Here is a 16,892-nt window from a genome sequence, read left to right on the forward strand (position 1 = left end):
GATGCATGTCTCCTTTTTATTCGCTGCGGTCAGCCATACGGTCTGCTGCAGTCAATGTGGACATTTCAATTCCAGTCATTGCTGTACCAAGACCTTTAGAAAGTTCACCAATCAGCTTGTAATCATCATAATGAGTGGTAGCTTCAACAATCGCACGGGCAAATTTTTGCGGGTTGTCAGACTTGAAGATACCAGAACCGACGAATACACCGTCTGCTCCCAATTGCATCATCAAGGCTGCGTCAGAAGGTGTCGCTACTCCACCGGCAGCAAAGTTTACGACTGGAAGACGTCCTTCTTCACGGATCTGCATAAGGGTTTCGAATGGCGCACCGTTTTCTTTTGCAAATACCATCACTTCATCTTCAGCTAATGATTGAAGGTGACGGATTTGAGATTGTACTTTACGAATATGATTGACAGCTTCTACGATATTCCCTGTACCTGGTTCACCTTTCGTACGAAGCATGGAAGCACCTTCTCCAATACGGCGGGTCGCTTCTCCAAGATCACGGCATCCACATACGAAAGGAACCGTGAAATCTCTTTTGTTAATATGATAAATATCGTCTGCCGGAGTCAATACTTCACTTTCATCGATATAATCAACGCCCATTGCCTCCAGAACACGAGCTTCTACAATATGGCCAATACGGGCTTTTGCCATTACTGGAATGGATACGGCGTTCAATACTTCTTCTGTAACAGTCGGATCAGCCATACGGGCAACTCCACCTGCTGCACGAATATCAGAAGGGACACGCTCCAGTGCCATTACGGCAACCGCACCTGCTTCTTCTGCGATTTTCGCCTGTTCTGCGTTGACGACATCCATGATGACGCCACCTTTTTGCATTTCCGCCATCCCACGTTTTACTAAATCAGTACCTACTTTAGACATAATCTATTTCCTCCCATTTCTTTATATATAGTTAACTTCAAAAGAGTTCAAATTCATGCACTATTTAATTATTATAACGCACTCTATACTAAATTGCCTACCGGTTTTATCTGGATTAAAACCATCCTTTTACGGTATCGACAGCACTGGTGAAGATATCACTGAAAAAGTCTCCGATTGCTCCAAGCGTCAGCATGAACCAGTTTGCTTTCTCGACAGCCTCTGTGGCCACCAACGGGATGCTCTTATCATCCTGCTGGCCGTCCAGAATGTTGCCATGGGAATTCTCACCATTGTAGACAAGTTCCACTGTCCCAATTTGTTCTCCCTTTTCAATCGGCGCTGCGAGTTTGTCTTCATCATTCAATTTATCTTCGTTTACAATAAAGTTCAGTTCATACTTATCTTCTTCGCCGTTTTTAATCATAGCTTGCACGGCTTCCCCGGTTTCAATTCCTACCTGCTTTTCTTTTCCTTTTGCGACAGGAAGTTCGGATTCACCATCTTTTTGATGACCGGCTGGATACAACTCCTGCCTTTCGAACTGCTGGAAACCATACTCCATTAAACGACGTGTTTCTTCAAATCGGGCTTCTTCGCTATCGGTCTTCATTACTACAGAAATCAAACGGTTTTCATCCCGTTCTGCAGTTCCTGTAAAACAGTATCCTGCGAGGTCGGTATATCCTGTCTTCATCCCGTCCATGCCTTCATAACCGTATTGAGACAGGTAACCAGGCATGTCCGGAAGCATCCAGTTCCAGTTACGAATGGTCTGATCATCGAATTCTGTTTCTGTAATACTGGAAATTTCCAAAGCTTCTGGATAGTCATTTACTAAATGGTAAGCTAATAAAGCAGATGCCCGAGCAGAAAGTAAGTTGTCATCATCCGGTTGTGTCCCTTCCGGGTAGTTATCTCCTAAACTACTATTCGGCAGTCCGGTAGAATTGACAAACTGGTATTCTTTTAAGCCCATTTCCTCTGCTTTTTCATTCATCATTTTGACGAATTCGCCTTCTGATCCTGCAATCAGTTCCGTGAGGGCAATAGTGGTAGCATTATCTGAGTTGATTGCCATCGCTTCGTATAATTCACGGACCGTATAATCTTTATTCTGCCTCAAACCGACCCCGGAAAAGGTATCGTCAGCAGATATGCTATATGGGTAATCACTGATCTGGGTAGTCGTATCCCAGCTAATCTCGCCATTCTCTATCGCTTCAAGCACCAGGTACTCTGTCATCATCTTTGTCATACTGGCAGGTGGCAAAGCCACATCTGATTGTTTATCAAACAGGACTTGTCCACTGTTTGCATCTACTAAAATAGCAGATTCTGCTTTAATATCAATCTGTGCGTATGTAGTATTCGGTTGGATGAACCCGACCAGGGTGATCATTACCGCCATCACTACCAGCCATGATGTTTTAAACGTTTGTTTCAACTTACTCGACCTCCACGGTATAAATTATGCATCTTTGTTATTTTATCACAGGCTTACACAAAAAAATAGACAGGGAATAGTCCCTGTCTACGAAATTATATCTAGGTTAAATGGAGTAGTTTGGAGATTCTTTTGTAATCTGTACGTCATGGGGATGACTCTCACGAAGTCCTGCTCCAGTAATCCGGATGAACTTTCCTTCTTTGCGAAGTGTCGGCAGGTCAGCTGTTCCACAATACCCCATACCTGAACGCATACCGCCGACTAACTGGTGCAGCGTGTCTGCCAATGGGCCTTTATATGGAACACGTCCCTCGATCCCTTCTGGCACAAGCTTTTTCTTTTCTTCGGAATCCTGGAAGTAACGGTCTTTCGATCCTGCTTCCATAGCACCGACGCTGCCCATGCCACGATAGACTTTGAACTGGCGTCCCTGGAAAATTTCTGTTTCTCCAGGACTTTCCGCTACCCCTGCAAACATGCTTCCGATCATTACTGCATGAGCACCAGCAGCTAAAGCTTTGACGATATCGCCGGAATACTTAATTCCTCCATCAGCGATTACGGATACTCCGTGTTTTTCCGCTTCGACGGCACAATCATACACAGCCGTAATTTGCGGAACTCCAACTCCTGCAACGACTCGTGTCGTACAAATCGAGCCAGGACCAATACCTACTTTGATTACATTTGCTCCTGCTTCCGCCAATTCCCTGGTTGCTTCTTGGGTAGCGACATTCCCTGCGATGATATTAACATCCGAGTATTTGGACCTGATCCGCTCTACTTGATCCAATACTCCACGGGAATGGCCATGGGCCGTATCTACTACGAGGGCATCCACGCCAGCGTCCACCAGCTTGTCCACGCGGGTCATGGCATCTGCCGTCACCCCAACTGCAGCAGCAACAAGCAGTCGTCCCTGTTCATCCTTAGCAGCATGCGGGAACTCGATGACTTTTTCGATATCTTTGATGGTAATCAAGCCTTTGAGGACATTATCGCTATCAACTAGTGGCAGCTTTTCTATTTTGTATTGCTGCAAGATTCGTTCTGCTTCTTCCAAATTAGTCCCTACGGGTGCTGTCACGAGGTCATCGCGTGTCATCACTTCCGAAATAGCAATCGAATAATCGTCAATAAAGCGGAGATCCCGATTAGTAATGATTCCTACCAGCCGCTGGTTCTCTTCATTATCGACAATCGGTACACCGGAAATCCGATATTTCCCCATCAAATGCTCCGCATCAAACACCTGGTGTTCCGGGGTTAAATAAAAAGGATCTGTAATAACGCCGCTTTCGGAGCGTTTTACACGATCGACACGCTCAGCCTGTGCCTCAATCGACATATTCTTATGAATGACTCCAAGTCCACCGTGACGGGCCATCGCTATTGCCATTTTTGCTTCGGTAACTGTATCCATTCCTGCACTTAAAACTGGCACATTCAACTTCAATGTTGGTGACAATTCTGTTGCAACCGATACGTCTCTTGGCAATACCTCTGATTTAGCTGGTACTAACAACACATCATCAAACGTCAAACCTTCTTTGGCAAACTTATCCTCACGCACGCTCGATCCTCTCCTTTTCATTAAAAATAGTTTGGGTAAAAATGGGTTAAACTAGTGGTATAGTGGTGGTTTCGTAACTCTTATTGTTATTTACAATACGCCAACAAAACAGCTTTTTCAACAGTAAATTCATGGAGAGGAGGAATACGGTTTGCTTCAGAATAATCAGTCTTTTTTAACCTTTTTACAATCAGTGCCGAATACCCGGAATTATCTGATGGATTGTTATGAAAAACAAGCGATTTCAGAAGCCAAATCAAAAGCCTATCGGAATAGCGAACGGTTTTGTTATTTTCTGGAACATGGCAGAAAGTTTATTGCGACCGGTAAATCATCCCCTGTAACGGTTCAGCCTGTCCTGTATTTTTATGGTCTTGGTCATTTATTGAAAGCCTGCCTTCTTGTTAAGGACCCTGAATATCCCTCCTCGTCGAAAGTACTTGCTCATGGACTGAGTACCAGGAAAAGAAAAAAACAGAACTATTCCTTCTCGCAGGATGAAGTGAAAATTCAGCCTCAAGGGTTATTTGCCTACGCCTGTGAACGTCTTTTTGACTCTTCCCCGTTTCGGAGTGACAAGGCGACTATGGCAGATTTGATGCAACTGCTTCCGGATATGCAGGAAATTTACCAATGGAAGGGGAAAGAGCCGCTATTCAAGGTTGCTGAGTTGAATGAAAAAAGCTTTGAGATTCCTTTATCCCGTATTTTTGATCATCAATTAACCGAGCGAAAGGTTAAACAGAGATTTGCTAATTATCAAGTAACAAGATGGGTAAAAGATAACGATGTGCTGCAGATCGAGTTAAAGGAACCCTTTCAGCCTTATTTATCTCATCCCTTCTACTTTTCCAGTACGAAGCAAGCTTTTTATACGCCATATGCCAGAGACACTGCTGATCATCTACCTGAAATGATGATTCACTATATGCTGCTCTATAATCTCAGTATGATTTGCCGCTACGAAGTGGAATGGTGGATGGATTTGCATCATATCCGCGATACCAGTGATTATGCATTACTTACCCACTTCATTGCCCTTACCAGTGAGGAAACAGAAAAAATGGTCCAACTATGGTTAATAGCACAAAAATAACCCGGACTATAATAGTCCGGGTTAAGCTATGTCCTATGTCAGCTTTAAGTTAGGATTTCGCGGATATAGAGATCCTGCACTTCTGTTAGATTTATAATTTCTCCACTGTCCAGCCTGACCATCGGCCTGGTGGGCTGAGACGCTTCGGTAAAGACGATTTCGCCTATTTGTCCATCGGAAAGCTTTATTTTGGTTCCGGTGGTGTAATTGCTCATGCTTTTGACAAATGCCTGAACAACCGTATGATCAAAGCGCCCGAACTGTTTTTTCATCATCAGTTCCATCACTAAAAAAGGTGATTGCTTGCTCTGGTATAAACGGTCAGTGGTCATCGCATGATACATATCACTCACAGCGATAATTCTGGCAAACAAATGGGTTTTCTTTTTATGGGTACCGAGCGGATAGCCGCTTCCATCCAACCGTTCATGATGCTGTAGAACTCCTAATTTAGCAGCCTTACTTAAAGCGGAGATATTCTCAACCATTCGATAGGAATAAATCGGATGCTTTTTTATTTCCTGGTATTCTTCCTTTGTTAATACCGTGTCCTTCTTCAAAATAGATTCATTAAGTTTAGCCATTCCAGCATCACTTAATAATCCTGCTAATCCTAATTGGAGCCATTCTCCCTGGTTCATCCCCAGTCTCTCTCCTAAGAATGCAGCGATGAAAGCAGTCGATACTGCATGATGGTAAAAGTAATCCTGTTTCGAAGAATATTGAGGAAGCAAGAGAATATCTTTTCTTGATTGATTAATTAGTTGCTTAAGTAAAGGCACAAATAATTCCCGAATCGCTCCAATATCGAGAGACGCCCCTGCCTGCCATTCAGCAAACCATTGCTTATATATTTGAACTGCATGAAGATACTGCTCTTTAAACGTTACCGGAAGTGATGATTCATCGAGGGTGGGCTGACCTTCTTTGAGTTCATCTAAAGGTTCCGGATGGAATACTTCGCCAGAAGCCAATTTTGGCGCTACTTCCACTTCTTTGATGAGAAAGCGATCCAGTACCTGTTTATGTATAGCTTTGATCACGGTATTTTTAGAGATCAATGGTCGATTTGTTTTTCCGAAGACATCTTTTGTAATGATGCAGCCGTGGATTAATTGTGACGGATGAACCTGCACGCTCTGATACCTCACTTCCATATCTTAAATAAAAATAAAGCCGCCCTATATACAATATCGGACGGCTTTACCTACACTTTATGAAGTTTATAATTATTCTTCGTTGTCTGATGGGCTTTCTTCAGTTGTTTCTTCGTTTTCTAGCACTGTTTCTGCAGCTTCCTGCGCTTCCTCCTGTACCTCTTCCTCTTCTTCCGGTTCAAGCACAGCTACGGTAGCAACTGATTCGTCTTCCTGCAGACGGATCAATCGTACTCCCTGGGTGTTACGGCCGGTTTCGGAAATTCCCTCCATCGGCATGCGGATCAATACTCCCGTTGCAGTAATGATCATGACATCTTCTTCGCCAGTGACCGCTTTGACGGCAACTACTTTGCCATTACGTTCTGTCAAGTTGCATGTCAAAATTCCTTTACCACCCCGATTAGTAATCCGGTAATCGCCGGCAGGCGTGCGTTTTCCGAAACCTTTGTCGGTGACGGTCAACACTTGCAGGTCATTTTCCAGGATTTCCATCGACACGACCTCATCACCATCGCGTAACGAAATCCCCTTGACTCCGGCTGCTGTTCGTCCCATTGTACGCACCTGATCTTCTTCAAAGCGGATCAGCATACCATCCCGTGTACCGATCATAATATCTTTCTTACCATTGGTAAGGCGCACAGATATCAATTCATCTTCTTCCCGAAGGTTAAGGGCAATCAGCCCACCTTTACGGATATTGGCAAATTGGGAAATGGAGGTCCGTTTGGAAATCCCTTTCCGTGTCGTAAAGAAGAAATACCAGTCATCGACAAATTCCTCGACGGCAATGACCGCATTGATCCATTCATCCCGCTCGACTTCGAGCATATTGATGATCGGAATCCCTTTGGCAGTCCGTCCAAATTCAGGGACTTCATAGCCTTTTGCCTTATAAACCTTGCCTTTATTCGAGAAGAACAACAAGGTGTTATGGGTGGATGTGGACAGCAGATGTTCGACAAAATCGTCTTCGTGTGTGCCCATACCCTGCACGCCTCGTCCGCCCCTGCGCTGGGTGCGATAAGTAGAAGCTGGAAGGCGTTTGATATAACCCTGGTGAGTCAATGTCACGATGATCGTTTCTTCCGGGATCAAATCTTCATCTTCAATGAAGTCTGTTCCGCCAATAACGATTTCTGTCCGGCGAGAATCATTGAAACGTTCTTTAACTTCGATCAATTCTTCGCGGATAATTTCCAATACCTTTTCTTCGTCTGCCAGAATCGCGCGAAGCTCGGCAATCAATTTTACGAGCTCCTGATATTCATCCTCAATTTTTTCACGCTCTAAACCAGTCAAACGCTGGAGACGCATATCTAAGATAGCCTGAGCCTGCTTCTCTGACAATTCAAACCGGGTCATCAGGCCTTCACGGGCTATCTCTGTTGTCTTCGATTCACGAATCAACGTGATAACTTCATCAAGGTGATCAAGGGCCACGCGCAAACCTTCCAAAATATGTGCCCGTGCTTCTGCTTTTCTAAGTTCATAGGCCGTACGGCGTCTAATGACTACTTTTTGATGCTCCAGGTAATGCTCCAGTACTTGCTTCAAGTTCAATACTTTCGGATGACCGTCAACTAAAGCCAGCATATTGATACCGAAAGAAGTCTGTAAAGCCGTTTGTTTATAGAGGTTATTAAGCATTACATTCGGATTGACATCTTTACGAAGTTCAATCACTACCCGCATGCCGTTTCGATCGGATTCGTCACGAAGGTCCGTGATTCCATCAATTTTCTTATCTCTGGCAAGCTCAGCAATTTTTTCTACGAGGCGGGCTTTGTTCACTTGATATGGCAATTCGGTCACAATCAAGCGGGCTTTCCCGTTTGACTGCTCTTCAATTTCAACTTTTGCCCGGATAGTAATCGAGCCTTTACCGGTTTCATAAGCTTTACGAATACCACTTAGACCGAGGATTTGGCCGGCAGTAGGAAGATCCGGTCCATAGATATGGTTCTCCATCAGTTCCTGGATGGTGATGTCTGGATCCTCACTTAACGCCAAGACGCCATCAATAACTTCACCAAGCTGATGCGGCGGTATATTTGTGGCCATACCAACTGCAATCCCTGATGTGCCGTTTACCAGCAGGTTCGGGAAACGAGCTGGCAGTACAACTGGCTCTTTTTCTGCGCCGTCGTAGTTATCGGTATAATCGATGGTATCTTTGTTGATATCACGTAATATTTCCATGGATATTTTCGACATACGTGCTTCTGTATAACGCATCGCAGCCGCCGCATCACCATCGACAGAACCGAAGTTTCCATGCCCGTCGACTAGCATATAACGATAGTTAAAATCCTGCGCCATCCGTACCATCGTGTCGTAAACAGCTGAGTCGCCATGGGGGTGATACTTACCGATGACCTCACCGACGATACGGGCGGATTTTTTATAAGCCTTATCGGAATGCATACCAAGGTCATGCATTGCATATAATATCCTTCGATGAACAGGCTTCAATCCATCTCTTACGTCCGGCAACGCCCTGGCTACGATGACACTCATGGCATAGTCTAGAAACGAAGTCCGCATCTCCTGACTGATATTGACTTCTTGGACTCGTGGACGATTGGGTTGATCCACCATGAATAATTACCTCCTATCACATGTGAGGAAGGAAGACCACAGCTATAAAACTGCAGTCTTCATGCATTTCTATCTATCAGATTACAAACTTTACTGTTATCTGAAAAGGGAATGTTCCTTGTGAATGATTTATCAAAAATATTTCCTATTTCAAAGTCTCGATTGATTAAACATCGAGGTTTTTGACGTATTGAGCATTATCTTGAATAAAATTACGACGTGGTTCTACTTTGTCTCCCATCAGGATATCAAACGTTTCATCCGCTTCGATGGCGTCTTCCATATTCACTTGCTTCAACGTCCTTGTTTCCGGGTCCATGGTCGTCTCCCAGAGCTGTTCTGGATTCATTTCGCCAAGACCCTTGTAACGTTGATAGCTAGGTTTAGGAGAATTAGAAAGTTGACCGAGCAATTCATCCAGCTGCTTGTCTGTATAAGTGTAATAGATAGCTTTTCCTTGTGTAACTTTATATAACGGCGGCTGAGCGATATAAACATACCCGCTTTCAATCAATGGACGCATATATCGATAGAAGAACGTCAGCAATAGCGTACGGATATGTGCACCATCGACATCGGCATCCGTCATGATGACAACCTTATGGTAACGTGCTTTTGCTAGGTCAAATTCTTCCCCGATTCCTGTACCAAGGGCTGTAATCATGGCACGTACTTCATTGTTAGACAAAATCTTATCCAATCGAGCTTTTTCGACATTGATAATTTTTCCTCGTAATGGCAGAATCGCCTGAAAGTGACGGTCTCGCCCTTGTTTTGCTGAACCGCCGGCCGAGTCACCCTCAACGATATATAGTTCACTGATATTCGGGTCACGGGAGGAACAGTCAGCCAGCTTACCTGGAAGGTTAGATACTTCCAAAGCATTTTTACGACGTGTCAGTTCTCTGGCTTTTTTAGCTGCCATCCGGGCCCGTGAAGCCATCAGACCTTTTTCTACGATCACTTTGGCCATTGCCGGGTTTTCATAAAGGAACTTAGAAAAAGTTTCAGAGAATAAGTGATCGGTCACCGTACGAGCTTCACTGTTTCCAAGTTTCGTCTTTGTCTGACCTTCAAACTGCGGATCAGGGTGCTTGATTGAAACGATCGCCGTCAATCCTTCCCGCACATCTTCACCAGTCAGATTAGGATCATTCTCTTTGAACATATTGTTTTTGCGGGCATAATCATTGATGACACGCGTCAATCCCGTCTTAAACCCGGATTCGTGTGTCCCGCCTTCATAGGTATGAATGTTGTTAGTAAAAGAGTAAATATTGCTGGCAAAGCCATCATTGTATTGAAGTGCTATTTCCACTGCAATTTCATCCTGCTCTGCTTCTGCATAGAACGGCTCATGAACGACTTCGCGCGTCCGGTTCATATGCTCAACATATGAGACGATTCCGCCCTCATAATGAAAATCTTTCTCTTCTGGTTCTTCGACACGCTTGTCCTGGATAGAAATGGTCAACCCTTTATTCAGGTAGGCAAGCTCACGTATACGATAGGCCAGCGTATCATAATTGTACTCTTCCGTTTCTGAGAAGATTTCCGGATCCGGCTTGAAATGGATTCGTGTCCCTGTAATCTCTGTGTCATCAATCACTTTCAAGTCTCCGACTGGAACACCGCGCTCAAACTTTTGGTAATGAACCTTGCTATCCCGGTGGACGAACACTTCCAAGTAAGTGGAAAGGGCGTTGACGACAGAGGCACCTACACCATGGAGCCCGCCGGATACTTTATATCCGCCGCCCCCGAACTTACCGCCCGCATGAAGGACCGTCATGATGACTTCTACGGCCGGACGTCCCGCTTTCTCGTGCATACCGACAGGAATTCCACGGCCATTGTCTGTAACCGTAATGCTGTTGTCTTCTTCGATAATGACCTGGATTTTATCACAATAACCGGCCATTGCTTCATCGATACTGTTATCGACGATTTCCCATACCAGGTGATGAAGTCCTTTTTCATTGGTTGAACCGATATACATACCCGGACGTTTACGGACTGCTTCTAAACCTTCTAATACCTGTATCTGATTCTCATCATAAGATTCGCGATTTTTCATTGCTTCTTCACTCACGGTTTTTCACCTACATTCCCTCCAGAAGTTTTCGTTACCATCCTGGAAAAATATCTCTCTAAATGCTGCGCCTTCAATCATCCTACTATACTTCTTCTTCGATGATTTCAGAGAAATCTTCTAATTTATTTAAAGTGGCCATCATATTGGCACGTTTTTTCAATGTCATAACAGACAAGGGACTGAAATAGATCCGGTCCTCGGTGATAACGATCGCCTTGGCTTCCTGTGTCTGCATTTCTTCGACATTTTTTTCTTTCCTCTGGTTGTAAATCATTTCTTCAATGATGGATGAGGAAGAAATCAAGTTGTGATCAATGATTGCCACCACATCTTTCGAACGAATTACTTGATCGTCACCGATATGAATGAACAACGTTCCACCTCATTTCTGGATTTCGATTGTACCGTTTTTGACTCGAAAAATTTCTGCCTCTTTCAAGACGTGATGCTCGATCCCATCGATACTGGTCGTCGATACAAATGTCTGGACCTTCCCTTGAATCGTATGGAGCAAATGGGACTGCCGGAAGTCGTCCAGTTCACTAAGGACATCATCGAGAAGCAATATCGGATATTCTCCTACTTCACTATGAATCAGTTCGATTTCTGCCAGTTTCAAAGATAAAGCAGTTGTCCGCTGCTGCCCCTGAGAACCATAGGTTTGTACGTCTTTTCCATTCACATGAAAAATAAGGTCATCACGATGAGGGCCGGCCAGTGTAGTCCCGCGGTCTATTTCCTTATCTTCAATATTGGAAAACTTTTCTTGATATCTATTACTAATTGTTTCCAAATCCATAGCTTCTGATACTTCTACACTGGCATCATAAAGAACTTCCAGCTTTTCCAGCTGTCTGCTGATACTTTCATGGATCGGACCAGCCCAGTTTCTAAGCAGTTTCAAAAATCTGAAACGCCGTTCGAGCAAGGTGCTTGCATGCTCAATCAACTGATCAGTCAGAACATACAACATCGTTTTGTCGGTCTGGCGATGACGCTGCAAGTCTTTTAACAGGTGATTGCGCTGCTTTAACACCTTCTGATACTGACCTAAATGGTAAATGTAAGCAGGCTGGATCTGGCCTATTTCCATGTCAATAAACCTACGACGCACCTGAGGACTCCCTTTGACAAGGTTCAGGTCCTCAGGTGCAAACATAACGACATTCAACGCCCCGATATAGTCGCTGAGGCGTTTCTGTTCCAAATGATTCAGCTTTGCTTTTTTCCCTTTTTTCGAAAGGATGATTTCTAATGGAAATCGGCGGTTACGTTTATATATACTACCTTCTATTTTAGCATACTCTTCGTCCCATTGGATAAGTTCCTTATCTCTTGGCGTACGATGGGACTTGGTAAATGCTAGCAGGTAGATGGCTTCCATAAGATTCGTTTTTCCCTGGGCATTCTCTCCGATAATGACGTTGACCTTATCGTCGAATTCCAGTTGGATACGATCATAGTTACGGAATGATCTCAGCTTGATATCTTTAATATACATCTGAATTTCCTTTCAACCGGACCGGTTCAACTTTCACGTACGACTTCGAAGCTCCCCACTCCGGGAATTTCCACTACGTCACCTGCGTATAATTTTTTGCCGCGGCGATTTTCTAGTTCATTGTTGACATATACCTCATATTCCGAAAGAAAGACTTTGACCATCCCGCCAGATTCGACAATATCTGCCAATTTGAGAAATTGTCCCAGCTGGATATAATCAGTGGAAATTTCTATTTTATCGTCCATTATTCTCACCCTAACCAAGTAGTTTGCCTATCTTTCTATTTTACTAAAAAAAAGCAGTAAAGAAAAGGATGAGCCTACTTATAAAAACGTGCTCTCCCATTTCAATGTTATCCGTAGCTAAAAAAGAGCCAGACGTTGGTGGGACGTCGGCTCTTTTGAGATAAATTAATAAGTACGGACAGGCAGGATCAGCTGTAGTACTTGGTCGTTGTCGATAGCCCGGATCAGGAATGGGCGCATCGCACCAGTAAATTCCACTTTTACCTGGTCACTTCCGACTGCTTTCAAAGCATCCATCATATACTTAGCACTGAAAGAAATCTTCAATTCTTCTCCTTCAATTGATTCGGCAGCAACTTCTTCGACAACATTCCCTACTTCCGGTGAGTTGCCGTTGATTTCGATTTGTTCTCCGCCTTTGGTAATTAGTCTTACGACATTGTTCCGATTTTCTCTTGCCAATAATGAAGCACGGTCAATCGACTGCAGCAATTCTTTGGCATCAATCGTCACTACGGTCTTACTTTCATCTGGAATTAGACGGGATGTCTCTGGATAATTTCCATCCAGCAAGCGGGATAAGAAATAAAGATGTTTCGTACGGAACAGAATTTGGTTATCTGTCACACTGATTTCAATCGTCTGATCAGAATCTGCCAGAATCTTATTCAATTCTGTCAAACTTTTTCCAGGAATAACGACATTGTTGAAAGAAATTTCCGTTTCCTGATTTTCAAGCGGAAGTTTTCTTGAAGCCAGACGGTGGCTGTCAGTAGCTGTAAAATGTAATATTCCATCTTCTATTTTGACATTGACACCAGTGAGTATGGGACGTGTTTCAGAAGTGGAGACAGCAAATACAGTCTGACGAATCAAATTTTTCAATAGATCGATCGGTAGTTCGAAGCTGTCCTCTGTATGCAGTTGCGGTAGCTGTGGATATTCTTCGGCATCTTGACCATTCAAGTGAAATTCAGCACTTCCAGACCGGATTGTTACATTTCGGTGATCATCAGTTTCGATTTCCACTGTGTTTTGGGGAAGCTTTCTAACAATATCCGGAAAGTATTTGGCCTGTAATACAATGCTTCCTGGTTCAATTTGTTCTACATAGACAATTCCATCTTCTTCAGCAGGAATAAATGATTCAATCGAAATATCAGAATCACTGCCAGTCAGCTTTACACCTTGGTCACTTGCTTCTAATTTCATTCCTGTAAGAATCGGAATCGTTGTCCGGGAAGAAATTGCCTTCATGACATTTTGAACGCTTTCCATCAATTGTTCGCGTTGGATGATGAATTTCATTTAAAAATCCTCCTAATGAGTCATTATATATATTTATTTTTAATAAAAAAATCGTAGCAGTAGTAATAGGCGCTGTGTATATGTGGATAACCCGGGTAAAACTGAAGGAAACAAAGTCTACCCACATGTGGATAGACTGTTGATGATCTTGAACAAGTTATACACATATTAACGTCAGTGAGATTTCAGTCGTTCTTTCAATTCATCGAGTTCACGCTGCAAATTCTGATCTTCAGCCAGCATCTTTGAAATTTTTTCATGCGCATGGATGACTGTGGTATGGTCTCTTCCCCCAAATTCCTCTCCAATCTTTGGTAAAGAAAAATCAGTAAGTTCGCGGGATAAGAACATAGCAATCTGACGAGGAAAAGCTACTTGTTTGGTACGTTTCTTTGCAGCAAAATCTTCTAAACGGACATTGTATTTTTCTCCTACCATTTCCTGAATAGCTTCAATGGTAATCACTTTCGGCTGGGAGCTCGGAATAATATCTTTCAATGCTTCTGCTGCCAATGAGGCATTGATATCGCGATTAATTAAGGAAGAATAAGCAACAACACGTATAAGAGCACCTTCAAGTTCGCGAATATTGGTATCAATTTGATTGGCGATATAAAGCATTACTTCATTCGGGATATCGAGCCCTTCTGCTTTAGCTTTTTTGCGGAGAATAGCAATCCGTGTTTCCAAATCCGGTGGAGTAATATCCGTAATCAGACCCCATTCGAATCGGGACCGAAGTCTGTCTTCCAGAGTCGGGATCTCCTTTGGAGGACGGTCACTGCTAATGACAATCTGTTTACTCTCTTCATGTAAGGTATTGAATGTATGGAAAAATTCCTCCTGGGTCTGTTCTTTCCCCGCCAGGAATTGAATATCATCGATTAAAAGCACGTCGACACTTCGATATTTATTTCGAAAATTGACGGCTTTATTATCACGAATCGAATTAATGAATTCGTTGGTGAACTTTTCAGAAGATAGATAGACTACTTTTGCGTTTGGATTATGATCCAATACATAATGACCGATTGCGTGCATCAAGTGAGTCTTACCGAGACCTACTCCTCCATAAATAAACAATGGGTTATAGGCTTTGGCCGGTGCTTCCGCCACTGCCAACGAAGCCGCGTGTGCAAAACGATTACCAGATCCGATTACAAATGTATCGAACGTATATTTAGAATTGAGCATACTTTGCGGAGATTCTTCCCCGTTTTGTTTCACGTCCGGTATTTTTTTTGCAGCCAGTTTAACATCCTCTATCGACTGTTCTTTATTCTCAGGAATGATGAATCTTGTATTCAATTCCGCCCCGGTAACTTCAAAAACTGTTTCACTGATCAATTTGGAATATTGGTTCTCAAGCCAGTCGCGTGCAAATTCATTGGGAGCTACTATGGTTAAGGTGTTTTCCTGTAATGAATCTGCTTTTGTAGCCTTTAACCAGGTCTCAAAGCTTGGCTTGCTGATTTTCTCCTTCATTTTCTCTAAGGTGCTGTCCCAGAGTTCATGAATATTTTCCAAATCGTCTCACCCCTTTCCTCCAGTAACACATGAAATTAGAAAAACTTAGCTTTTCGTCAGATGCCCTATGAAAGCTCGCTTTTCTTATACACTTCCAATAACTAAGATGGACGTTCTAAAAAGTGCAAAAAACCTTCCGTTCTCTTTTTCGAACGAAAGAAAGAGCTCGAAAGGCAGTGGTGTATAATGTTTGTACAATCCTATTCAGGAAAAGTATATTTAGTTGGTGTGGATGAAAAAAACAGTTCACGCTCCAATTTCCGACAGCTTATTTTCATTTTCCACAAGTCTGTGAATAACTTTAAAAACAAGCATGTGTACAGCTATCCACAGTTTATCCACAGTCTGTGGAGAACATTTTATCCAGAGAACTTTTTCCCAAGGTTAAAACACAAATATGATACCAGATAAATCCTTGTGTTGCAACGGTTTTTGAATGTTTATCCACAATCACAACAGCTTGTAGACAGAAAATATCCACAACACTATATTTTGTGATTAGCTTGTCAATATTTGCTGTGGATAGTCAGAATGCGTCGAAAATTATATTAACATTGCCTGTGGATTAATTACAAAAGTAGATTGTATAGCATTTGAAATACCTTGTAAAATAGAGTTGGTGAGTTGTTATGATACAGCCTGTTATATAACGCCTGGATGCTGAATGCTGAGAAAAGATTTTAGCAGCGGAGGAAAGTTCGATCCATTTAATCTTGGAAAGAAAATAAATATAGAGTTGACATTTTTGTTATGGTTTATTTATAATTGTTTAGACTGCCTTTTAGCATTTCGAAATTTTAATTTTTAATTTTCACCAGGAGGTGTCTATATAATGAAACGTACATTTCAACCAAATAACCGTAAGCGTAAAAAGGTACATGGTTTCCGCACGCGCATGAGCACGAAAAACGGACGTAAAGTTCTAGCTCGTCGTCGTCGTAAAGGAAGAAAAGTTCTATCTGCATAGGCCACTGAATGAAGTCAGTGGTCTTTTTTCTCGTTATTATGGAGGAATAAGCTCATGAAGAAAGAATACCGAATCAAAAAAAATGAAGAATTCCAGCAGGTTTTCAAAAATGGAAAATCGTTTGCCAATCGGCAATTGGTTCTCTATTACTTGAAAAAAGAAAAACAGGAACACTTTCGGATCGGCTTGTCTGTGAGCAAACGTATTGGCGTTGCGGTTCTCAGGAACCAGATCAAGCGATACTTAAGACAAGCCTTCCATGAGCTTGAAGATACGATTGATCCCAGATATGATTTGGTTATCATCGCCCGTAAACCGACGAAAGATATGGATTTTCACCAGATGAAAAAGAGTCTTACCCATGTTTTGTCGAAATCGAGGTTATTATCGAAAGAAAAGAAGTCTAAGATATAATATAGAATTGTCTGATATGAAAATGCTAAAATGTTAAATAGAAAAGTAAAT

The 16,892-nt window shown here is 42.7% G+C and carries 14 protein-coding genes; 3 read left to right on the forward strand and 11 right to left on the reverse strand.

Going from position 1 to position 16,892, the window contains the following annotated elements; translation table 11 throughout:
* Positions 1-16: 16 nt before the first annotated feature.
* From pdxS to guaB, 3 genes are all read right to left on the reverse strand, one after another.
* Positions 17-901, reverse strand: a complete 885-nt coding sequence (pdxS, locus tag ACGTNI_RS05160; RefSeq protein ID WP_394460480.1) for a pyridoxal 5'-phosphate synthase lyase subunit PdxS — start codon at positions 899-901, stop codon at positions 17-19.
* Between the two features lie 115 nt (positions 902-1,016).
* A complete protein-coding gene (locus ACGTNI_RS05165; protein WP_394460482.1) occupies positions 1,017-2,348 on the reverse strand; it encodes a serine hydrolase in 1,332 nt (443 codons plus the stop codon).
* A gap of 106 nt (positions 2,349-2,454) precedes the next feature.
* Positions 2,455-3,924, reverse strand: a complete 1,470-nt coding sequence (gene guaB, locus ACGTNI_RS05170; RefSeq protein WP_394460484.1) for an IMP dehydrogenase — start codon at positions 3,922-3,924, stop codon at positions 2,455-2,457.
* Positions 3,925-4,075: 151 nt separating this feature from the next.
* Here guaB and ACGTNI_RS05175 point away from each other — a divergent pair, with 151 nt between their 5' ends.
* On the forward strand, positions 4,076-5,020 hold the full coding sequence (locus ACGTNI_RS05175; RefSeq protein ID WP_394460486.1) for a YaaC family protein: 945 nt from the start codon (positions 4,076-4,078) through the stop codon (positions 5,018-5,020).
* A gap of 44 nt (positions 5,021-5,064) precedes the next feature.
* Here the strand turns inward: ACGTNI_RS05175 and ACGTNI_RS05180 are convergent, their stop codons facing one another.
* The 8 genes from ACGTNI_RS05180 to dnaA form a co-directional block, all read right to left on the reverse strand.
* A complete protein-coding gene (locus ACGTNI_RS05180) occupies positions 5,065-6,156 on the reverse strand; it encodes an HD-GYP domain-containing protein (protein ID WP_394460488.1) in 1,092 nt (363 codons plus the stop codon).
* A gap of 93 nt (positions 6,157-6,249) precedes the next feature.
* Positions 6,250-8,781 (reverse strand): DNA gyrase subunit A, encoded by a 2,532-nt coding sequence (gene gyrA / locus ACGTNI_RS05185; RefSeq protein WP_394460490.1) that lies wholly within the window; start codon positions 8,779-8,781, stop codon positions 6,250-6,252.
* Between the two features lie 166 nt (positions 8,782-8,947).
* Positions 8,948-10,858, reverse strand: coding sequence for a DNA topoisomerase (ATP-hydrolyzing) subunit B (gene gyrB, locus ACGTNI_RS05190; RefSeq protein WP_394460668.1), 1,911 nt, complete (start codon positions 10,856-10,858; stop codon positions 8,948-8,950).
* Between the two features lie 100 nt (positions 10,859-10,958).
* The gene (gene remB, locus ACGTNI_RS05195) at positions 10,959-11,249 is read right to left on the reverse strand and encodes an extracellular matrix regulator RemB (protein WP_085506637.1); all 291 of its coding nucleotides are present in this window, start codon (positions 11,247-11,249) and stop codon (positions 10,959-10,961) included.
* Between the two features lie 9 nt (positions 11,250-11,258).
* Positions 11,259-12,377 carry a DNA replication/repair protein RecF gene (gene recF / locus ACGTNI_RS05200; RefSeq protein ID WP_394460492.1) on the reverse strand — a complete coding sequence of 373 codons (1,119 nt, stop codon included), beginning with the start codon at positions 12,375-12,377 and terminating at the stop codon, positions 11,259-11,261.
* Positions 12,378-12,403: 26 nt separating this feature from the next.
* Positions 12,404-12,625, reverse strand: a complete 222-nt coding sequence (yaaA, locus tag ACGTNI_RS05205; protein ID WP_085506635.1) for a S4 domain-containing protein YaaA — start codon at positions 12,623-12,625, stop codon at positions 12,404-12,406.
* A 165-nt stretch (positions 12,626-12,790) separates the two neighbouring features.
* A complete protein-coding gene (gene dnaN, locus ACGTNI_RS05210) occupies positions 12,791-13,933 on the reverse strand; it encodes a DNA polymerase III subunit beta (RefSeq protein WP_394460495.1) in 1,143 nt (380 codons plus the stop codon).
* A 174-nt stretch (positions 13,934-14,107) separates the two neighbouring features.
* Positions 14,108-15,460, reverse strand: a complete 1,353-nt coding sequence (gene dnaA / locus ACGTNI_RS05215; RefSeq protein ID WP_394460497.1) for a chromosomal replication initiator protein DnaA — start codon at positions 15,458-15,460, stop codon at positions 14,108-14,110.
* Between the two features lie 832 nt (positions 15,461-16,292).
* On the opposite strand from dnaA, the gene rpmH reads away from it, so the two are divergent.
* Both rpmH and rnpA read left to right on the forward strand, forming a co-directional pair.
* Positions 16,293-16,427, forward strand: coding sequence for a 50S ribosomal protein L34 (gene rpmH / locus ACGTNI_RS05220; protein WP_019377820.1), 135 nt, complete (start codon positions 16,293-16,295; stop codon positions 16,425-16,427).
* Between the two features lie 54 nt (positions 16,428-16,481).
* Positions 16,482-16,841 (forward strand): ribonuclease P protein component, encoded by a 360-nt coding sequence (gene rnpA, locus ACGTNI_RS05225; RefSeq protein WP_394460500.1) that lies wholly within the window; start codon positions 16,482-16,484, stop codon positions 16,839-16,841.
* The last annotated feature ends 51 nt before the right edge of the window (positions 16,842-16,892 follow it).

The organism is Thalassobacillus sp. B23F22_16, assembly GCF_043496955.1.
Classification (GTDB): Bacteria; Bacillota; Bacilli; order Bacillales; family Halobacillaceae; genus Thalassobacillus; species Thalassobacillus devorans_A.